19 protein-coding genes and 1 tRNA gene are annotated in these 16639 nt (G+C 46.0%); 14 read left to right on the forward strand and 6 right to left on the reverse strand.

The window, feature by feature from the left end:
- Positions 1 to 48 precede the first annotated feature (48 nt).
- Positions 49 to 720: a DNA mismatch repair endonuclease MutH gene (gene mutH / locus LSG34_RS09070; protein WP_233008647.1), complete on the reverse strand. Its 672-nt coding sequence runs from the start codon at positions 718 to 720 to the stop codon at positions 49 to 51.
- 381 nt (positions 721 to 1101) lie between these two features.
- Here mutH and rppH point away from each other — a divergent pair, with 381 nt between their 5' ends.
- The 7 genes from rppH (at position 1102) to LSG34_RS09105 (ending at position 8084) form a co-directional block, all read left to right on the forward strand.
- Entirely contained in the window at positions 1102 to 1620 is a 519-nt protein-coding gene (gene rppH / locus LSG34_RS09075) for an RNA pyrophosphohydrolase (protein WP_008898589.1), read from the forward strand.
- Positions 1621 to 1622: 2 nt separating this feature from the next.
- Positions 1623 to 3890 carry a phosphoenolpyruvate--protein phosphotransferase gene (gene ptsP / locus LSG34_RS09080; protein WP_233008649.1) on the forward strand — a complete coding sequence of 756 codons (2268 nt, stop codon included), beginning with the start codon at positions 1623 to 1625 and terminating at the stop codon, positions 3888 to 3890.
- Positions 3891 to 3986: 96 nt separating this feature from the next.
- Entirely contained in the window at positions 3987 to 4814 is an 828-nt protein-coding gene (gene lgt, locus LSG34_RS09085) for a prolipoprotein diacylglyceryl transferase (protein WP_233008651.1), read from the forward strand.
- Positions 4811 to 5644, forward strand: coding sequence for a thymidylate synthase (locus LSG34_RS09090; protein WP_233008653.1), 834 nt, complete (start codon positions 4811 to 4813; stop codon positions 5642 to 5644). The genes lgt and LSG34_RS09090 overlap by 4 nt, the downstream gene beginning before the upstream one ends.
- Before the next feature lie 153 nt (positions 5645 to 5797).
- Positions 5798 to 6394 carry a FlgO family outer membrane protein gene (locus tag LSG34_RS09095; RefSeq protein ID WP_233008655.1) on the forward strand — a complete coding sequence of 199 codons (597 nt, stop codon included), beginning with the start codon at positions 5798 to 5800 and terminating at the stop codon, positions 6392 to 6394.
- A 3-nt stretch (positions 6395 to 6397) separates the two neighbouring features.
- Entirely contained in the window at positions 6398 to 7144 is a 747-nt protein-coding gene (locus tag LSG34_RS09100) for a FlgO family outer membrane protein (protein WP_233008656.1), read from the forward strand.
- A gap of 22 nt (positions 7145 to 7166) precedes the next feature.
- Positions 7167 to 8084: a FlgO family outer membrane protein gene (locus LSG34_RS09105; RefSeq protein WP_233008658.1), complete on the forward strand. Its 918-nt coding sequence runs from the start codon at positions 7167 to 7169 to the stop codon at positions 8082 to 8084.
- Between the two features lie 45 nt (positions 8085 to 8129).
- Here the strand turns inward: LSG34_RS09105 and LSG34_RS09110 are convergent.
- Together LSG34_RS09110 and LSG34_RS09115 are read right to left on the reverse strand one after the other, a co-directional pair.
- Positions 8130 to 8204 (reverse strand) — tRNA-Arg (locus tag LSG34_RS09110).
- Between the two features lie 107 nt (positions 8205 to 8311).
- Positions 8312 to 9475: a flagellar assembly protein T N-terminal domain-containing protein gene (locus LSG34_RS09115; protein ID WP_233008660.1), complete on the reverse strand. Its 1164-nt coding sequence runs from the start codon at positions 9473 to 9475 to the stop codon at positions 8312 to 8314.
- 155 nt (positions 9476 to 9630) lie between these two features.
- On the opposite strand from LSG34_RS09115, the gene LSG34_RS09120 reads away from it, so the two are divergent.
- A complete protein-coding gene (locus LSG34_RS09120) occupies positions 9631 to 10086 on the forward strand; it encodes an LPP20 family lipoprotein (protein WP_233008662.1) in 456 nt (151 codons plus the stop codon).
- 70 nt (positions 10087 to 10156) lie between these two features.
- Here LSG34_RS09120 and flgN read toward each other — a convergent pair whose 3' ends face one another.
- The 3 genes from flgN to flgA form a co-directional block, all read right to left on the reverse strand.
- Positions 10157 to 10591, reverse strand: coding sequence for a flagellar export chaperone FlgN (gene flgN / locus LSG34_RS09125; RefSeq protein ID WP_233008664.1), 435 nt, complete (start codon positions 10589 to 10591; stop codon positions 10157 to 10159).
- Positions 10588 to 10929 (reverse strand): flagellar biosynthesis anti-sigma factor FlgM, encoded by a 342-nt coding sequence (gene flgM / locus LSG34_RS09130; protein ID WP_233008666.1) that lies wholly within the window; start codon positions 10927 to 10929, stop codon positions 10588 to 10590. Before flgM ends, flgN begins: the two co-directional genes overlap by 4 nt.
- A gap of 76 nt (positions 10930 to 11005) precedes the next feature.
- The gene (flgA, locus tag LSG34_RS09135) at positions 11006 to 11701 is read right to left on the reverse strand and encodes a flagellar basal body P-ring formation chaperone FlgA (protein WP_233008668.1); all 696 of its coding nucleotides are present in this window, start codon (positions 11699 to 11701) and stop codon (positions 11006 to 11008) included.
- Positions 11702 to 11853: 152 nt separating this feature from the next.
- On the opposite strand from flgA, the gene LSG34_RS09140 reads away from it, so the two are divergent.
- The 6 genes from LSG34_RS09140 (at position 11854) to flgE (ending at position 16636) form a co-directional block, all read left to right on the forward strand.
- Complete coding sequence (locus tag LSG34_RS09140; protein ID WP_233008670.1) at positions 11854 to 12783, forward strand: chemotaxis protein CheV; 930 nt, start codon at positions 11854 to 11856, stop codon at positions 12781 to 12783.
- A gap of 7 nt (positions 12784 to 12790) precedes the next feature.
- Positions 12791 to 13630, forward strand: a complete 840-nt coding sequence (locus tag LSG34_RS09145; RefSeq protein ID WP_233008672.1) for a CheR family methyltransferase — start codon at positions 12791 to 12793, stop codon at positions 13628 to 13630.
- Positions 13631 to 13692: 62 nt separating this feature from the next.
- Positions 13693 to 14094, forward strand: a complete 402-nt coding sequence (gene flgB / locus LSG34_RS09150) for a flagellar basal body rod protein FlgB (protein ID WP_233008674.1) — start codon at positions 13693 to 13695, stop codon at positions 14092 to 14094.
- Between the two features lie 49 nt (positions 14095 to 14143).
- Positions 14144 to 14560, forward strand: coding sequence for a flagellar basal body rod protein FlgC (gene flgC, locus LSG34_RS09155; RefSeq protein ID WP_233008683.1), 417 nt, complete (start codon positions 14144 to 14146; stop codon positions 14558 to 14560).
- A 10-nt stretch (positions 14561 to 14570) separates the two neighbouring features.
- Positions 14571 to 15314 carry a flagellar hook assembly protein FlgD gene (locus LSG34_RS09160; protein WP_233008685.1) on the forward strand — a complete coding sequence of 248 codons (744 nt, stop codon included), beginning with the start codon at positions 14571 to 14573 and terminating at the stop codon, positions 15312 to 15314.
- Positions 15315 to 15334: 20 nt separating this feature from the next.
- Positions 15335 to 16636 (forward strand): flagellar hook protein FlgE, encoded by a 1302-nt coding sequence (gene flgE, locus LSG34_RS09165; RefSeq protein WP_233008687.1) that lies wholly within the window; start codon positions 15335 to 15337, stop codon positions 16634 to 16636.
- Positions 16637 to 16639: the final 3 nt, after the last annotated feature.

Consider the following 16639-nt stretch of genomic DNA (forward strand, 5'->3'; position numbering starts at 1 on the left):
TCGTGCACTTGTCGCCTAGCTGCAACTCCAATTACTTAGAGAATGGTATTAGTTGGTTCCAAACTGATGGGCCAGCAACGAAGCTGTAAAGCTGGCCTTTAAATAAAAGCCTCTGGGCAGGGTTTGAATAGGTTGGCCATCAGCGCCAATAGCGGAAGTTAAGGCTTTGCTATTGGCCGCTTTAGGCCTTAACTGCAGTACTTTGCCGTGGGCGCCTTTAATCTGATCGATGCCACCTAATACAATCAGCTCCATCAACTCTTCCCAGTCCTGTTGTAATAAGGCGTGCTGCTCTGCATCCGGGCTCCATAAAAAAGCGCTGCCAATTTGACGTTCAGCCAACGGAATTGCGCGTTCGGCCAGTATAGGCACAAACAAAACCTTGCTGAGCTTGCGACAAACCCAGGACTCGTGCCAGCGTAAACCCGCAACATCAGTTAAGGGCGCCACACAAACATAAGTGCTTTCCAGAGGTTTACCAAATCTATCCACAGGTAAGGTTTTCAGTTCTACACCCAAATGTGGAAAATCAGGTTCAGCTTTGCTGCCACTGCTGGCGCCTAGCACCAGTTCAAGCAATTGACCCACAGTGCCTTTGTCGCGTTGCAGATTCGCAGGCAGTTGCAACTGACATTGCTCTGCCAATTGACCTAAAGTCAGGCCTGCAATCAGGGCACAACGTTCCACTAATTCTTCGATGTTTTTTGGTGGCAGGCTCATAAAAGCGTTATAAATACAGCAGTGATTCAGGTCTTTAAAAACATTAACATTTTTTGATTTATTTTGCTGCTCAAAAAGCAAACAAAGCAAGTTATGCACAGTTGTAACACTGCTTAAATAGCAGTCTTTTCAATCTAACTTAATGTTTCTTATAGTTATTTTTCTGTTTTTAATTGGGTGTTATTCCAGCATTTCAAAGTTATTCAAGAACAAAAACACCCTTATGCACAGCTTTATGTACAGAGCCTGTGTAGAAGTTCACAGTGAGCGCTAATTAATCAGCTAAATTGTGGATAACTCTGTAGAAAATACAATTTGCCGAAGTCGTGACTTTATGAAAGAATCGATGAAACAACAGCTGTAAATAAGCTAGAGGTTTTTGTGATCGACGCTGAAGGCTTCAGAGCCAACGTCGGCATTGTAATATACAACCACCAGGGACAGGTGTTTTGGGCAAGGAGATACGGTCAACATTCCTGGCAGTACCCACAGGGCGGCATTGATGATGGGGAAACCCCTGAGCAGGCCATGTACCGCGAGTTAAATGAAGAAGTTGGTTTACAGCCTGAAGATGTAGAAATTATTGCTGTAACCAAACACTGGCTAAGGTACAAGTTACCTAAGCGTTTAATTCGACGAGACAGTAATCCGGTGTGTATAGGGCAAAAGCAAAAATGGTTTTTGTTGCGCCTGACCTGTAAGGATGAAGACGTAAATCTGTTAAAAACTTCGCATCCGGAGTTTGATGACTGGCGTTGGGTCAGTTATTGGTATCCGGTGCGTCAGGTCGTCGCCTTTAAGCGGGAAGTGTACCGCAAGGTGATGAAAGAGTTTGCCCCTATTGCTTTGCCGTATCTTCGTAGAGATGGAAAAAATGAGAAGTTAATCAGAAGGGGTTAGGAATGCTGAGCCAGTTAAGGCGCATAGTGCAGGATGTGGCGCAAGAGCCGGTACTGAATAACGCATTGGCTGGCTTAGTCTCGAATGTAAAAAATGCTCTGAAAACAGAGTGTTGCTCTGTTTATTTGGCCGACTATGATCAGCAGCATTTTATGCTGATGGCTACAGATGGCTTAAATCCTGAAGCGGTAGGCCAGATCTCTATTGGTTTTTCCGAAGGCTTGATTGGCTGGGTAGGTCAGCGTGAAGAGCCGATCAACTTAGCGCAAGCTCATTTACACCCTCGTTTTAAAGTCACCCCTGAAGTCAGTGAAGACAGGTTTTCTGCCTTTTTAGGCTGCCCCATTATTCATCATCGCAAAGTGCTGGGTGTATTAACCATACAGCAGGGCGAATCACGGGTATTCAGTGAGGACGAGGAATCATTTTTAGTCACGCTAGGCGTGCAGCTGGCGTCTGTGTTAGTCAATGCAGAAATGCGACAGGCGGCCAGTCAGAATTCAAAACAACAAAAAAGTACAGGTCAGTTGCTGGGTTTACCCGGTGCGCCTGGTATAGCTATTGGTGAAGGTTTTGTGCTGGAACCGTCCAGTGACTTTGATGCGATTTCGCTGAAAAAAGTCGATGATCCGGAAAAAGAGCTATCGCGTTTTTACAAAGCCGTCAAAATTACCAAAGCCGAATTTAATCGATTAGCTGAACGTATGGCCGGGCATTTGCCGCCGGACGCTTTGGCTATTTTTGATGTCTACCATCAGTTGTTAGACGCAGCCAGCCTTGGCAATGAAATTGAAAAACAAATTCAGGACGGCTGGTGTGCTAAAAGCGCACTGAAACGTGTGGTGGAAAAGTTTGCCCGCCAGTTTGATGATATGGACGACCCCTATCTGCGCGAACGCGGTACTGATATTCGTGACTTAGGCCAAAGGGTACTGAATCATTTGCTCGACACAGAGCAGCGCCATCATAAGTTGCCGGAAAAAGTAGTGTTGGTGGCCGATAACGTCACCGCCACTATGCTGGCCGAAATTCCACGCGCTCAACTGGTGGCTATTGTTTCGCTCAAAGGCTCTGTCAACTCACACGCCGCTATTATGGCCAGGGCTTTGGGTATTCCTGCGGTGATGGGCCTCGACGAGTTGCCACTGTTTCACTGGCAAAGTCAGCGTTTGATAGTGGATGGTTACCGTGGCCAGATTTTAGTGGGGCCAGCTGAAGCCATAGTGGCTGAATACCAGGCGTTGATCAGTGAAGATGCACAGCTTAGCGCACGTTATCAGTCTGAGATGCATTTAAACGCACAGAGCGCTTGTGGTGCGCCTTTTAGCTTGATGATCAATGCTGGTCTTGCAATTGAGTTGGAAAGTGCCCAGCCGTCTTATACAGACGGTATTGGTTTATACCGCACTGAATTCCCTTTTATTATGAGAAACCGTTTCCCAACGGAAGCGGAGCAAATCGAACTCTATAAAAAAGTGCTGGCGTCGCACCCGACTAAAGCCGTGGTGATGCGCACTTTAGATGTTGGCGGTGATAAAGCGCTGCCTTATTTCAGCATTATTGAAGAAAACCCCTTTTTAGGCTGGCGTGGTATTCGGTTAACTTTGGATCACCCGGAAATTTTCCTGGTTCAAATTCGCGCCATGCTCAAAGCCAATATAGGCCAGGGCAATTTACATATTTTGCTGCCGATGATTTCGGACTTAGCCGAAGTGGATGAATCGCTGCGTTTAATCAAACAAGCAACTTTTGAGCTGACGGATGAATTAGCAGGCACTGAAGTGCAGCTGCCAAAAGCCAAAGTGGGTGTGATGATTGAAGTTCCATCCATTATGTATCAGTTGCCTGAACTGGCGCGCAAGATTGATTTCTGCTCTGTCGGCACCAACGATTTAACTCAGTATTTATTGGCTGTTGATCGCAACAATCCACGAGTCGCGGGTTTGTATGATGCGATGCATCCTGCGGTACTGCGTGCTTTGCACCAAATGTCATTACAGGCTCAGGGCTTACAGTTGCCTATGAGTATCTGTGGGGAGTTGGCAGGTGAACCTGCTGGTGTGCTGATTTTAGCAGCCATGGGCTATGACAAATTCAGTATGAACAGCAGTAACCTGGCAAAAATTAAATGGTTACTGCGAAGAGTGAATATGTCTGAACTGCAATTGCTGCTGCCGGAAATTCTGGCTTGTCAGTCGCCAAAACAAGTTCGTCTGCACGTACAACGTTTCCTCGATCAAAAGCAGCTGTTGAACCAATTACGTGCTTAACAGGACCAAGGGCTGTTACAATGTTTGACCTTATCAAGATGTGTGCATCCGAGCCGGTGCCCTACTGATTTATTGATTAGAACAGGACTTTTCATAGTGGACTCTTATTTTTTATTCCCTCAAATTGACCCGGTGATATTCAGCATCGGGCCTGTAGCCGTGCGTTGGTATGGCTTGATGTATGTGATCGCTTTTTTACTGGCGAACTGGCTGGCAAACCGGCAAGCCGATAAACCTGGCTCGGGCTGGACCCGCGATCAGGTCAGTGACTTGCTGTTTTTCGGCTTTTTAGGCGTCATTGTCGGTGGTCGCGTTGGTTATGTATTGTTTTACAGTTTCAGTAACTTTATTGCCGACCCATTGTATTTATTCCGCACCTGGGAAGGCGGCATGTCCTTCCACGGCGGCGTGTTAGGTGTGATGGCCGCTATGGCCTGGTTTGCCTGGCGCAATAAAAAACGTTATCTGGAATTGGGTGATTTTGTCGTGCCGCTGCTGCCTTTGGGCTTAGCTTTTGGTCGTTTAGGTAACTTTATCAACGGCGAATTGTGGGGCCGTACTACAGACGTGCCATGGGCTGTGTTATTCCCTAACGCCGGTATGTTGCCTCGCCATCCGTCTCAGCTGTATGAACTGTTGGGTGAAGGCATCATCCTGTTTATTTTGCTGCAGTTGTACAAACGCAGAAATCCGCCTGCCGGTAACGTCGCAGGTTTATTCCTGCTGGGCTATGGTACAGCGCGTTTTATTATCGAATTCTTCCGTGAACCTGATGCGCATTTAGGTTTATTGTCTCTGGGCATGTCGATGGGACAGTGGCTCTGTATTCCAATGATTGTTGCTGGTTTAGGGCTGATTATTTGGGGTTACGCTCGTGAAAAGAATGGTCGCGAAAATACAGTGAAGAAAGAGAGCAAGGCATGAAGCAGTATTTAGACTTAATGCGCCATGTGCTGGAACATGGCCATAAAAAATCTGATCGCACCGGCACAGGCACCATCAGCGTGTTTGGTTATCAGATGCGTTTTGACTTAAGTCAGGGTTTTCCGTTGGTGACGACCAAAAAGTGTCACCTGCGCTCCATTATTCATGAGCTGTTGTGGTTCCTCAAAGGCGACACCAATATTCAGTATCTGAAGGATAACAAAGTCAGTATATGGGATGAATGGGCGACAGAGCAGGGCGATTTGGGCCCTGTCTATGGTGCGCAATGGCGTAGCTGGCAAACACCGGATGGCCGGGTGATCGATCAAATCAGCCAGCTCATACATGACATTAAAACTAATCCAGACTCACGTCGTTTAATCGTCAGCGGCTGGAATCCTGCGGTACTACCAGATACCAGGTTCAGCCCAAAAGATAATGCGGCTATGGGCAAACAGGCCTTGCCGCCTTGCCATACCTTGTTTCAGTTTTATGTGCATGATGGCAAATTATCCTGCCAACTGTATCAGCGCAGTGCTGACATTTTCCTTGGTGTGCCTTTTAATATCGCAAGTTATGCTTTGCTGACCATGATGGTCGCGCAGGTCTGTGATTTAACACCAGGTGATTTTGTGCATACTTTTGGTGATGCGCATTTGTACAGCAATCATATGGCTCAGGTAAACGAGCAGTTAAGTCGCACACCACATCCATTGCCACAAATGAAGCTGAACCCTGCTATCAAAGATATTTTTGGTTTTACTATCGAAGATTTTGAGCTGGTCAATTATTTAGCACACCCAGCCATCAAAGCCCCAATAGCCATCTAAAACCTGAAAATAGGATCAGATCACAGGGTTAACTGTTAAGCCTGTGATCTAACCTCATTTTATTCGTAGCAAAAAACCGTCAAAATTATCTGGCATCAATTTTGCTGTATATCATGCATAGATAAATAAGCGACGGCTAGGCCGGGGGCTACAGTGCGGATATTCGGGTTAGTCATTACAGTATTGCTGTTGTGCAGCTGCAGTTCTTTGCCACAAGGGCAAGATATTGCCGATCCTGTAAAGGTCTCAAAAGCAGAACAACATCCTCCTTTGTTGTTTTACACCGAGCGTCTGGCAGACCAGCTTTTTCATAAATTACAACCTCTGGAGTCCGGTGCTATAGCTGTCACCACTTTTGCTGATGTACAGCTGATGGCGCCAGATACTAGTCGTAAGTCCAGCTACAACGCCTCCTTGCAGCTGCAGGAAAGTATGCAGACGGTGGCCACTCAGCTGGGCTATCAGGTTAGTGAAATACGCTTAAATGATGCTGTGTTGGTGCACTCTGGTTTTGAGAATTCCTTAGGCCGCGATCTTAGCCTGCTGGCGCAAAATCAACAGGCGCGTTATGTGATTACAGGAACCCTGACCGAAGGGGAAGTGCATATCACAGTGAATGCCAAATTAATTGACCTGAAAAGCCAGCAAGTACTTGCTGCCGCATCCAGTGTTATTCCAGTAGCTGTGTTATGGCCCAACGAGCAGTTGCAATTGCGCCATAATAAGTTGTATCGCAATTCGGAGTCTTAATTGATGACTAGATATAGCCACCTTATTCTTTTATGCGGCATGACAACCCTGGCTTCTGTATCAGGTTGTGCACCTTTGATTGATACAGACTCGCAGGGTAAGCCGGTAGTGCCAGCGAATAAGGTGGAACTGCAGCAAGGCCGGGTGACCTACAAGAAGGATGATCCAGCGGCTCATCCAGATCACTTGTATGTCAATGAATACGACAGCGCAACGACTCAAAACGCCCGCATGGTCGGAATGAATCCGGCAAGCTACAAGCCTGAACCTGCTATTACGGTGAATCACTATGTTCAAAGCATGATGCATGATTTAGCTGCCAATCTTGAAGTGTTAAGTACAACCTTTAGCCTTGGCGTGACCAGTTTTGTTTACCTGGATGGGGATTATCAGCAAGGTGACTTATTAGGTAATCAACTCTCTGAAGCTTTTATGCACGAAGCCACTCAGTTTGGTATAGCGGTGACTGATTTTAAAACTACAGATTATATTCGTGTAACCCCTACAGGTGACTTTACTTTTAGTCGCGATTTCCTTGAACTGACCCAACAATACCCCATCAGTGTCGTGCTGGGTGGAACCTTAGTTCGTCATCAGGGCGGGGTATTAGTGAATGCACGTATGGTGAATGTGAACGATAAAAAAGTGTTGGCTACAGCTCAGACCTTTATTCCACAAAATGTGGTTCAGGCCTTAAAAGCGACACATAGCGCACCTTTGTTGCAGTTAAAAGCAGCAGGAACTCCTTAACAAGCTGAAACTGGAACTCTTTATGAACTCACTGAATTCAACTATGACCTCAGTCTCGGCCAAAGCTTTGCTAACAGCCGTTGTGTTGTGGTTATCGGGTTGCGCGACTTCGACTACTGAAGCTGCTAAAGATGCAGAAATGGTTGCCAGCCAGCCTGCTGCAACGGATAACAATCAGACTTCCGGAGATAGTTACACTGAATCCTCTGTTGTGGTCAGCTCGTCCACTGAATTGTGCCGCTGTGATTCCAACACGTCTGGGAGTTCTCAAACTCAAAGTGCGACAACACAAAACAGGGATAGCGAATGGTTTGGTTTAACGCAGCCTTTTCAGGAAGCTGAGCCAGCCATGGGTATTGCACAGAACTCGCAATTAGACAGTGCTGCAGTGAACAACGGTCAGCCGATCCCGGGTTTAGCGGTAAAACAATTTAGCCGCAGAACTTTGCCATCCGAATTAGCTGCTGCAGGTGCCGATCCTCAGGCGTATAATTCGGCGCCTATGTTCCATCAAAGCCGAAAATCGCTGAGTGACTATGTGGCTCAACTGGCATTTAAACTGGCTGGCAATCAACAACTTCAGGGTGTGAAGGTTGGGGTGGCAAGCTTTGTCCTCTTTGATTCTCAGCTAGAACAAACCAGCGCTATAGGTAATCAACTTGCCGAAGAGTTGAGTACTGTATTGCCAGGTTATGGCGCTGCAGTGATCGAATATAAACTGACAAAAAATATTACTGTGGGCCCAACAGGTGATTTGTCTTTATCCCGCAGTACGTCAAAGCTCAGGAATCCACAGGGCATAGACTACGTGCTGACAGGCACTATGACCCCCACACGTCGTGGCCTGCAAATTACCAGCAGAGTCGTCTCTACAAGAGATAATGTTGTGATTAGTTCAGCCAGCACCTTAATACCAGCCTTGGTATTACAACAGCTTTAAGCTTTAGACACCTGAATAAAACAAGATAGGATCGAAGTGAAAAAATGGCCGCCCCAACAGGAATCGAACCTGTAACTGCCCCTTAGGAGGGGGCCGTTATATCCATTTAACTATGGAGCGGATTAACAGAAGACACTAAGCTAGCACAGCTGGCGAATCCTGTGAACTCCAGTTGAATCAACAGGTTCTTTATTGAACAATAAGCTACGGTTTTAGCGGGTAATTCGTTAACGTTGTTCTTTATCATTAATCAAGGTTGCTGCATCACCCACTTGTACATTAGCCAGTAGATCCATATTGATACTTTCAGCCCAGGCATTTTTATGATTGAGCTCTGTGATCTTTATTTTCAGTTCGCTAACAGTCAGTTGGTCTTGTAACTGACCAAAGCTGTCTTTGTGCTGGCGACGAAATAAAATAGTCAGCTCATCACCGATTTTTAAGCCTTGTTTACTGCCCAGGTTCAGCAGCACTTTATGCTGTTGTACCAGAGTGATGTCGGCCAGTATAGTTTCGCAGCGCAGCGCTTCTTCCACGTCCTGAGCTGCAGCATTTAATACCCGCTCAATAGACTTACCATAATCAGTTTGCCAGAAGCGCTGAGTTTTGGGGCTGATCACTGTAGTACTGTTAAAACCCCAAACCGCGGATGTCTGGTATTTTTGGCTAAACAGTACTTTCTGCTCCTGAATATCAGACAGCTCTAACTGCAGCTGGTAAAAACGTTCTCTGTCCTGATCAGACCAAAATGACCAGTTGGTCCCCACGCGCTCACCCAGCGAAACATCGTCCAGGCTGGCTTTAAGCAAATAGCGGCCGCCATAGTTACGTTGCAAGGCGCCACGGTCGGCATAACTCAACTCTTTTTGCCGTATAGCTTGGGGCAGCAGCTTGATCAAGCTGGAACCAGAGGATTCCTCTAGTTTTTGAATAAACAAACTGGTGCTGGCTTCATCCAGCTCATACAGCTGTCCTGTAATAGCCTGTTCCCGGTTTTCAATGACAAAAGGGCTGATCAGCAGCTCCTTTTTTAATTGCAGGTTGGCGCATTGGTTTTGATCTGGGTAAATATCAGCTCTGATCGTGACGTTGATATAACCGTTTTCTTCAGTTTCAGAGACGATTTGCACATTATGTACTTCGCCCTGAGTCTGTAAAAACATCGATTCCTGAGTCAATAAACCGTCGGTCACCTGTTGTACAGTGCGAATGGACGCTCCTGAATACAGCAGCGCTTTACGCACAGCATCTTCAGTTGCTGCAGTTCTGGCTGCATGGGTATCGCCGGCACGCAATACGGCCTGGCCTGTAGCTTCATACCAATCGGCATGGGCATGGCCAGAAAGCAGTGGCAAAGCCAGCAGTGATACGCTGAGCGCAGATAGACGCATGACAAACCCTCAATAGAAGAACTAACAGGGTAGAAGCAAAAGCTATGCCTGAATTAAGATTAGGCGCTTAAAATAACAGTTTTTTTAGAAAAGGCACGGATTGTGCATTATTTGCTGTAATGAAAGTATGCAAAAAAGGGCAGAGGCACGCCATCATGAACAAACTAACAATCAGCGCGTTATTGCTGACGTTATTACCAGGCTGTAGTCTGGTATCTGACCGCCATGTGGAATGGGAAACGGTGGAACCTCAACGTTTTCCGGTGTTAAAAGCTGTGGGCTATGCTCCTCTGAGCCAACAGCCAGGCGCCAGTGAGCAGGAGCGTATGCTGATGGCGATGAAAGCCTCTAAACTGGAAGCTTATAGAGAACTTGCAGAGCAAGTTTATGGCCAAAGAATTGACGCCAAAGCCAATATGCAGCAAATGATGGTCGGCAACGACCAGCTAAGTTCATCGGTGAGCGGCATTATTCGTGGTGCACGCGTGGTGAAAACTTATCCTGTGGGTGATGTGTATGCCACTGAGCTCGAGCTGGATTTTAAGCAGGTGTATGATTTGTATTTAAATAGCCAGCCAGCCCGTCGGATAAAAAATGTGAAGTACTACTGAGCACTTGCGGTTTGCTACCCACATAAAAAAACCGTCAGATGACGGTTTTTTTATGTGCTGGATAAACAGATCAGGCTTTAATGCCGGGGCCTTTATCGACTTGAGCTGCTTTGCCTTTATTGGTATAGGTTAAACCGGCGCGGCCACGGCTTTGCAACAACTCAGTTTTAAAACGTTCGATCACCAATTGGCTTTGCTCTACGCTTTGGCTGTTCACCTGATTTTGGAATTTACACTGTGCCAGTTTTTCTTCGAGGCGTTGCAAGTGGTCTTTAAACCAGTCTTGCTGTTTGACAGCGTCGAGTTCTGGCGAGGCAGTTAATTGCTCGTCTGTCGTCTGGACTAAATCAAGGATTTGGATTTTTTCATCGGTGTTGCTTTTTAATGCTTCAACATCACGGGTCCGGATGGCGTCCAGTTCCTTATGAAGCAACAAGAGCAGCACATCCAAGTGCTGCTCTTGCTCGTTTAACAGGGTGAGGATAGAAGAGTGGGCGCTACTCATTTTTTACTAAAAAACTCGCCTTCAAACTGAACGATACGACGTGCCAGTTGTTCTACATTCACTTTATATTTGCCTTCAGAAATCTCTTGTTTGATCTTATCAACTTTCTCTTGATCAATACCTGAGCTTGCTTTCGCTTTTTCCTGGGCTTTGCTGAATTGCTGTGCCTGAGAAGTCAGCGAGACTGAATCCTGTTTTTGTGCAGCTGTGCCTGTTGTGCTTTGCTGCTGAACCGCCTGTTGCTGAGCAACTTGCTGTTTTTGAACGTTTTGTTGTTCGGCTTTGTCAGCTTTCACTTGTTGAGTGACTGGCAGGCCTGTATTTACATTAATCGCCATTTTTCTACCCTCTTCATCCGGTTTCGGATCCCTTACTTTGTATAACGGCAGCGACTGATAAAACTTTAGACATTATTTAAAATTTTATTGCAACTTTTTTCACCGCAACGACTTCTGCAACTACGGTTCTGTTGGACTGTCTGTTCGTCACCCGGATCTGGTCACCCAGAATGCCATCCATTTGTGCTATACCGACAGTTCTTACTTCAAGGCCACTATTCAAACCACTAATTGTAACTATATCGCCTTTACATACAAGACAAAGATCCTGCAATGTCACAACTTGTCCTGCAGACAGGCTCCTTTTTACTCTGGCTCCGATCACTGATGCCGGGTTTTTCACTAAAGAGCCACGAGCTAAGCGCAAATCGGCTTGCCCCAGCGTTAACATATCGGCAGTGATTAAAGAACCTAAAGCTATATTTCGCACACTAAGAGTCGCGTCTGTTTGCTGCGTAAAACGTGCTGATACATAAAGCTGCCAGGGTTGTGGGCTTTGACAGCGAATTTGTACAGTCGCCTGATTGTACACCGGGCCTGCAAAACTAAACTGCAAAGGTTCGTTGCATTCTTTATGAGCCAAACGTGAGTCCAGCGTAGAAATCTGACTTTGAGCACCGTCCGGTACTTCTTTTTGCTGCTCTAACCACTCTGTTGTTGCCGCTGTTAATTGTGCAGGGCTAAAACTTGCCGCCTGTAGCGAAAATGCCGCAAAAAAAACACTGACTGTAAAAGCACAGAGCAGAGGGCGTTTCAAAAATTTATCGTACATTTTCATATGGTTTCAGCTATGCTTTATCGGCAAAGGGTTATAACATACTTAAGTATGTCAATTTTCAGTCATTTTTCATCCTAGAGTGAACTAAGCAAGAATCGTTCCCGATTTTTTAGGATCACTAATTCTTTCAGGCAAGGGAGTCTTCTATGGCGGGTATTCTGGATTCAGTCAATCAGCGCACTCAACTGGTGGGGCAGAACAGACTGGAGCTTTTATTATTCCGCTTACAGGGTCGTCAACGTTTTGGTATTAACGTATTTAAAGTACGTGAAGTACTGCAATGCCCACCTTTAACTGCCATTCCCAAACGTAATAAATATGTCAGAGGCATAGCCCATATTCGCGGTCAGACTATATCCGTAATTGATTTAAGTCTGGCAACAGGCGGTAAAGCTATAGAGAACACTAAAGACTGCTTTATTATCATCGCTGAGTACAACCGCTCTGTGCAGGGTTTTTTAGTGCAGTCGGTCGAGCGTATTATTAATATCAATTGGGCCTCTATTATGCCACCGCCAAAAGGCACTGGTGGTAAACAGAGTTACCTGACGGCTATTACTGAAATAGATAAAGAATTGGTTGAGATTATTGATGTTGAAAAAATTCTGGAAGAAATTTCACCGTCACCTACAACTATCAGCAGCAATGTAGCCACTTCTACTATTAGTGAAGATTTAGGTGACAGACTCATTCTGATTGCAGACGACTCAGCTGTTGCGCGGAATCAGGTCAAAAGAGCGCTGGAAGGCTTAGGTGTACAGATGCATCTGGTCAACAACGGCCGTGAGGCATTAACCTACTTGCAGGAGACTGCAGCGGCTTGTCAAAATTCAGTCACTGATAAAGTCGGCTTGCTGATTTCTGATATTGAAATGCCGGAAATGGATGGATACACCCTGACCGCTGAAATTCGGCTGGATCCAAGACTCAAGCCATTGCATGTGATCTTACATACCTCGCTAAGCGGTGTCTTTAACCAGCAGATGGTGCAGAAAGTAGGCGCAGATGATTTCATTGCGAAATTTAACCCGGATGAATTAGCCGAATCCGTGCGGAAATGGTTGCATACTGATTAGAGGTTTTATGTTAGTGGCAAACAAAGAGCTGCAGGAAAGTGAGTATCGTCTGTTTCGGGATTTTCTCGAACAACAGTGCGGTATTGTGCTGGGTGACAATAAACAATATCTGGTCAAAAGCCGCCTTGCGCCTTTGATGCAGCGCTTTGGTTTGTCGTCGCTGTCAGAATTATTAAATAAAACCTTAAGTCCTTTTGAACGGCAACTACGTTCCGCTGTCATTGATGCTATGACCACCAACGAGACTTTATGGTTTCGTGACAATTACCCTTACGAGTTGTTGAAAAAGCAAATTCTGCCCGAATTTGAGAAAGATCATAAAACCGTCAAGATTTGGTCGGCGGCCAGTTCGTCTGGTCAGGAACCTTATTCTATTGCGATGACGGGGCTGGAGTACCAGCAAGGCCGACCTTCAGCCTTTCCTATGGGGTTACATATTTTAGGCACAGACATATCCAACGCTATGCTCGAACACTGCCAACGCGCTGAGTATGATGGTCTGGCCTTGTCCCGGGGATTGTCACCAGAGCGGCGGAGTAAATTTTTTGACGATTCTGGAAACGGCATGATGCGGCTAAAAGATGCCGTTCGAAAAAACGTTTCGTTCCGTCATTTAAACTTATTGGATAGCTATACCTTACTGGGTAAGTTTGACATTATTTTTTGCCGTAACGTGCTGATTTACTTCTCCCCTGAAGTGAAAATGAAAATAATTAAACAGTTCTCTCAGGCTCTGAACCCGCGTGGTTACTTGTTTCTTGGTGCTTCTGAGTCCCTCTCCAGCCTGAACAACGACTTTGATATGGTGCGTTGTAATCCAGGCATAGTGTACCGCAAAAAAGTCTGATCAAAAATTCTGGCCTGAGTTTTGCTTAGTATTTGCCATCTCTGAAAGACAGGATGGCAATAATGGCAATCAGCTTCGATAAAGCATTTGGGCTTCACCCTGATGCACTACTGATCCGCGACAAACGTTCTCAAGTCTTGGCCGAAAATATCGCAAATGCCGATACTCCGGGCTACAAGGCAAAGGATATGGATTTTCAAACCGCATTAGCTGGTGCTCAGTCACGTCAGTCAGGCTCACTTGGCCGTACTGATCCTAAGCATTTTGAAATCTCCACAGCCCGCCATGCTGACTCTCAGTACCGTATTCCTAATCAGCCTGATACCGGGGATGGCAACACTGTTGATATCCACGAAGAGCGAAACGCGTTCACCCGCAATAGCATGGAGTATCAGACGACTTTAAATTTCCTGAACAGTCGAATTAGCGGCCTGAAAAAAGCCATTACCGGAGGGTCTCAATAATGAACCTTTATGACGTTTTTGATAGTGCCGTTATCGGAGGATTCCAGTCATGAGCCTTTATAACGTTTTTGATATCGCTGGTAGTGGAATGTCTGCACAGCAAGTGCGGTTAAACACCACCGCCAGTAATATGGCGAATGCGAACAGCATCAGCAGCAGCATCGATCAAACCTACAGAGCTCGTCATCCTGTTTTTGCAACCGCACTAGAACAAGCGCAGCAAGGTCAGGAAGGCGCTAAGGTTCAGGTATTGGGTATTGTTGAATCAGACGCACCTTTGAATGTGGAATATGCGCCACATCATCCGTTATCTGATGACAAAGGTTATATCTACAAACCTAACGTCAATATTATGGAAGAAATGGCCAATATGATTTCAGCCTCGCGTTCTTATGAGACCAATGTGCAGGTAGCTGACGCTGCCAAGCAAATGGTCAGCCGTACGCTGATGATGGGCCAACGGTAAGGGGTAGGGCATGAGTAAGGTAGATAATACAGGCAGTGCTTTAGATGGATTGTATTGGGGCGATAAACCCACGACTCCCGAGTCTGATGGTAATGGTGCTTTAACCCAATCCGACTTTTTTGCGCTGTTAACGCAGCAGTTGGCCTATCAGGATCCAACAAAGCCTGTTGAAAACAATGAGATGATTGCGCAGATGACGCAATTTACTATGGCCGATGGTATTGCGTCGCTGAACACCAACTTTAAAGATTTTGCCACCACTATGAATTCCAGCCAGGCGCTGCAGGCGTCTTCTTTAGTTGGGCAGTATGTGTTGGTGAAATCAGACGATATGGTTTTTGACGGCGAAAATGCTGTGGTTGCCAGTGCTAATTTTCCTGAAGACGCGACTAATGTCAAAGTCCAGATTAAAAATGCTGATGGTGTGGTCGTGCGTTCGGTCACCATAGATAAAGCTGATGCAGGGCGTTTACAGCTACCTTGGGACGGTACTACTGATACTCAGGCTCTGAATGAGGATGGTACCCCTAAAGTAGATAAAGATGGTAAGCCTGTTATGGAGCTCGCAAAGGCAGGTGTTTACACCATTTCAGTTGAAGCCAGTATCGCAGGTAAAAACGAAGCCATAGCCACTTCTGTTTACGCCCCAGTGACCAGTATTACCTTAGGCAATGGTACCACTCAGGGTCTGTTATTAAATGTGTATGGCCAAGGCCAGAAAAAATTATCTGATATTGAAGAAATTGCAACCTAATCAAAGATTTGAGGTGAACTATGAGTTTTAATATAGCGTTAAGCGGCCTGGCTGCGGCTCAAAAGGATATTGATACCACTGCGAATAACATCGCAAACGTCAATACTACCGGCTTTAAAGAATCCCGCGCTGAATTTGCTGATGTGTATGCAGCGTCGGTATTTAGCTCGAACAAAACTAAAGTGGGTGACGGTGTAACTACTTCTAAAGTGGCCCAGCAGTTTTCTCAGGGCTCTTTGAAATTCACCAATAACTCACTGGATTTGGCTATTACCGGTGACGGCTTTTTTGCGATAGCGCCGGAAATTGGTAACCGTGATTATTCGTACACCAGAGCCGGTGCCTTTAAGCTGGACAAAAACAACTTTATTTCTGATAACAACGGTGGCTTTTTGCAAGGTTTTCCGGTGAATCCAGCCACAGGTGAAACTACCTCTGTCAGTTTAAGTACTACTTCTCCTATCCAGATCCCAAATACGGCGGGTGCACCACGTGCAACGCAAAACGTATTTCTGACCATGAACCTGGATTCACGTCAACAACCAAAAGCTGTGCCGCTGCCTGCCTTTGACGCGACCAATGCGGCCACTTATAACAACCAGACCTCGACCACTGTATATGACAGTTTGGGTGAGCCGCATATTTTATCTATGTATTTCCGCCGTACTGATCCTGTGACAGATAATGACTGGGAAGTTTATGCAGTACTCGATGACAATACCGGCACACCTTTTACTTTACCTGCGGCGACCCCTGTACTGGATTTCGACTTAAACGGCAATCCAACAACAACGCCTATGCCTTCACTGGTGATGCCTAAAGCGACATTAGATGGCTTATTAGCGAACGGCGCGCAGTTTACTACGGACGTTTCAATCAATTTTACTGATCCGGCAGGAACTAAAAATCCAACCCAGTACTCCTCGAAGTTCGAGTTAGGCAGTTTAGACGGTGACGGCACCACTGTAGGCCGTTTAACCAGCGTAGATATTGATGCGGCAGGCAAGGTGATGGCGTCATACTCCAACGGCGATCAAACCTATTTAGCTCAGGTGGCTATGGTGAAGTTTGCGAACCCACAAGGTTTAACTCAGGCCGGTAACACTTCATGGCGTCAAAGTTTAATGTCTGGTGAAGCATTAGCTGGTGAAGCAAACTCCGGTACTTTTGGTGCTATTAACTCTTCAGCATTGGAAAGTTCGAACGTCAACCTGACCAACGAGCTGGTCGATTTAATTGCAGCTCAGCGTAACTTCCAGGCAAACTCAAGAGCGCTTGAAGTGAACAGTACGTTACAAAATACTGTATTGCAGATCCGATAATAA

It is taken from the genome of Rheinheimera faecalis, from assembly GCF_021290965.1.
Taxonomy (GTDB): domain Bacteria; phylum Pseudomonadota; class Gammaproteobacteria; order Enterobacterales; family Alteromonadaceae; genus Pararheinheimera; species Pararheinheimera faecalis.

Coding starts and splice junctions, on each gene's coding strand:
- ptsP (WP_233008649.1), top strand. CDS start 1,623: ATGCTGAGCCAGTTAAGGCGCATAGTGCAGGATGTGGCGCAAGAGCCG.
- flgM (WP_233008666.1), bottom strand. CDS start 10,929: ATGGCGATTAATGTAAATACAGGCCTGCCAGTCACTCAACAAGTGAAA.
- LSG34_RS09140 (WP_233008670.1), top strand. CDS start 11,854: ATGGCGGGTATTCTGGATTCAGTCAATCAGCGCACTCAACTGGTGGGG.
- LSG34_RS09115 (WP_233008660.1), bottom strand. CDS start 9,475: ATGCGTCTATCTGCGCTCAGCGTATCACTGCTGGCTTTGCCACTGCTT.
- LSG34_RS09120 (WP_233008662.1), top strand. CDS start 9,631: ATGAACAAACTAACAATCAGCGCGTTATTGCTGACGTTATTACCAGGC.
- flgB (WP_233008674.1), top strand. CDS start 13,693: ATGGCAATCAGCTTCGATAAAGCATTTGGGCTTCACCCTGATGCACTA.
- LSG34_RS09105 (WP_233008658.1), top strand. CDS start 7,167: ATGAACTCACTGAATTCAACTATGACCTCAGTCTCGGCCAAAGCTTTG.
- flgN (WP_233008664.1), bottom strand. CDS start 10,591: ATGAGTAGCGCCCACTCTTCTATCCTCACCCTGTTAAACGAGCAAGAG.
- LSG34_RS09100 (WP_233008656.1), top strand. CDS start 6,398: ATGACTAGATATAGCCACCTTATTCTTTTATGCGGCATGACAACCCTG.
- LSG34_RS09160 (WP_233008685.1), top strand. CDS start 14,571: ATGAGTAAGGTAGATAATACAGGCAGTGCTTTAGATGGATTGTATTGG.
- LSG34_RS09090 (WP_233008653.1), top strand. CDS start 4,811: ATGAAGCAGTATTTAGACTTAATGCGCCATGTGCTGGAACATGGCCAT.
- LSG34_RS09145 (WP_233008672.1), top strand. CDS start 12,791: ATGTTAGTGGCAAACAAAGAGCTGCAGGAAAGTGAGTATCGTCTGTTT.
- flgA (WP_233008668.1), bottom strand. CDS start 11,701: ATGTACGATAAATTTTTGAAACGCCCTCTGCTCTGTGCTTTTACAGTC.
- flgC (WP_233008683.1), top strand. CDS start 14,144: ATGAGCCTTTATAACGTTTTTGATATCGCTGGTAGTGGAATGTCTGCA.
- mutH (WP_233008647.1), bottom strand. CDS start 720: ATGAGCCTGCCACCAAAAAACATCGAAGAATTAGTGGAACGTTGTGCC.
- flgE (WP_233008687.1), top strand. CDS start 15,335: ATGAGTTTTAATATAGCGTTAAGCGGCCTGGCTGCGGCTCAAAAGGAT.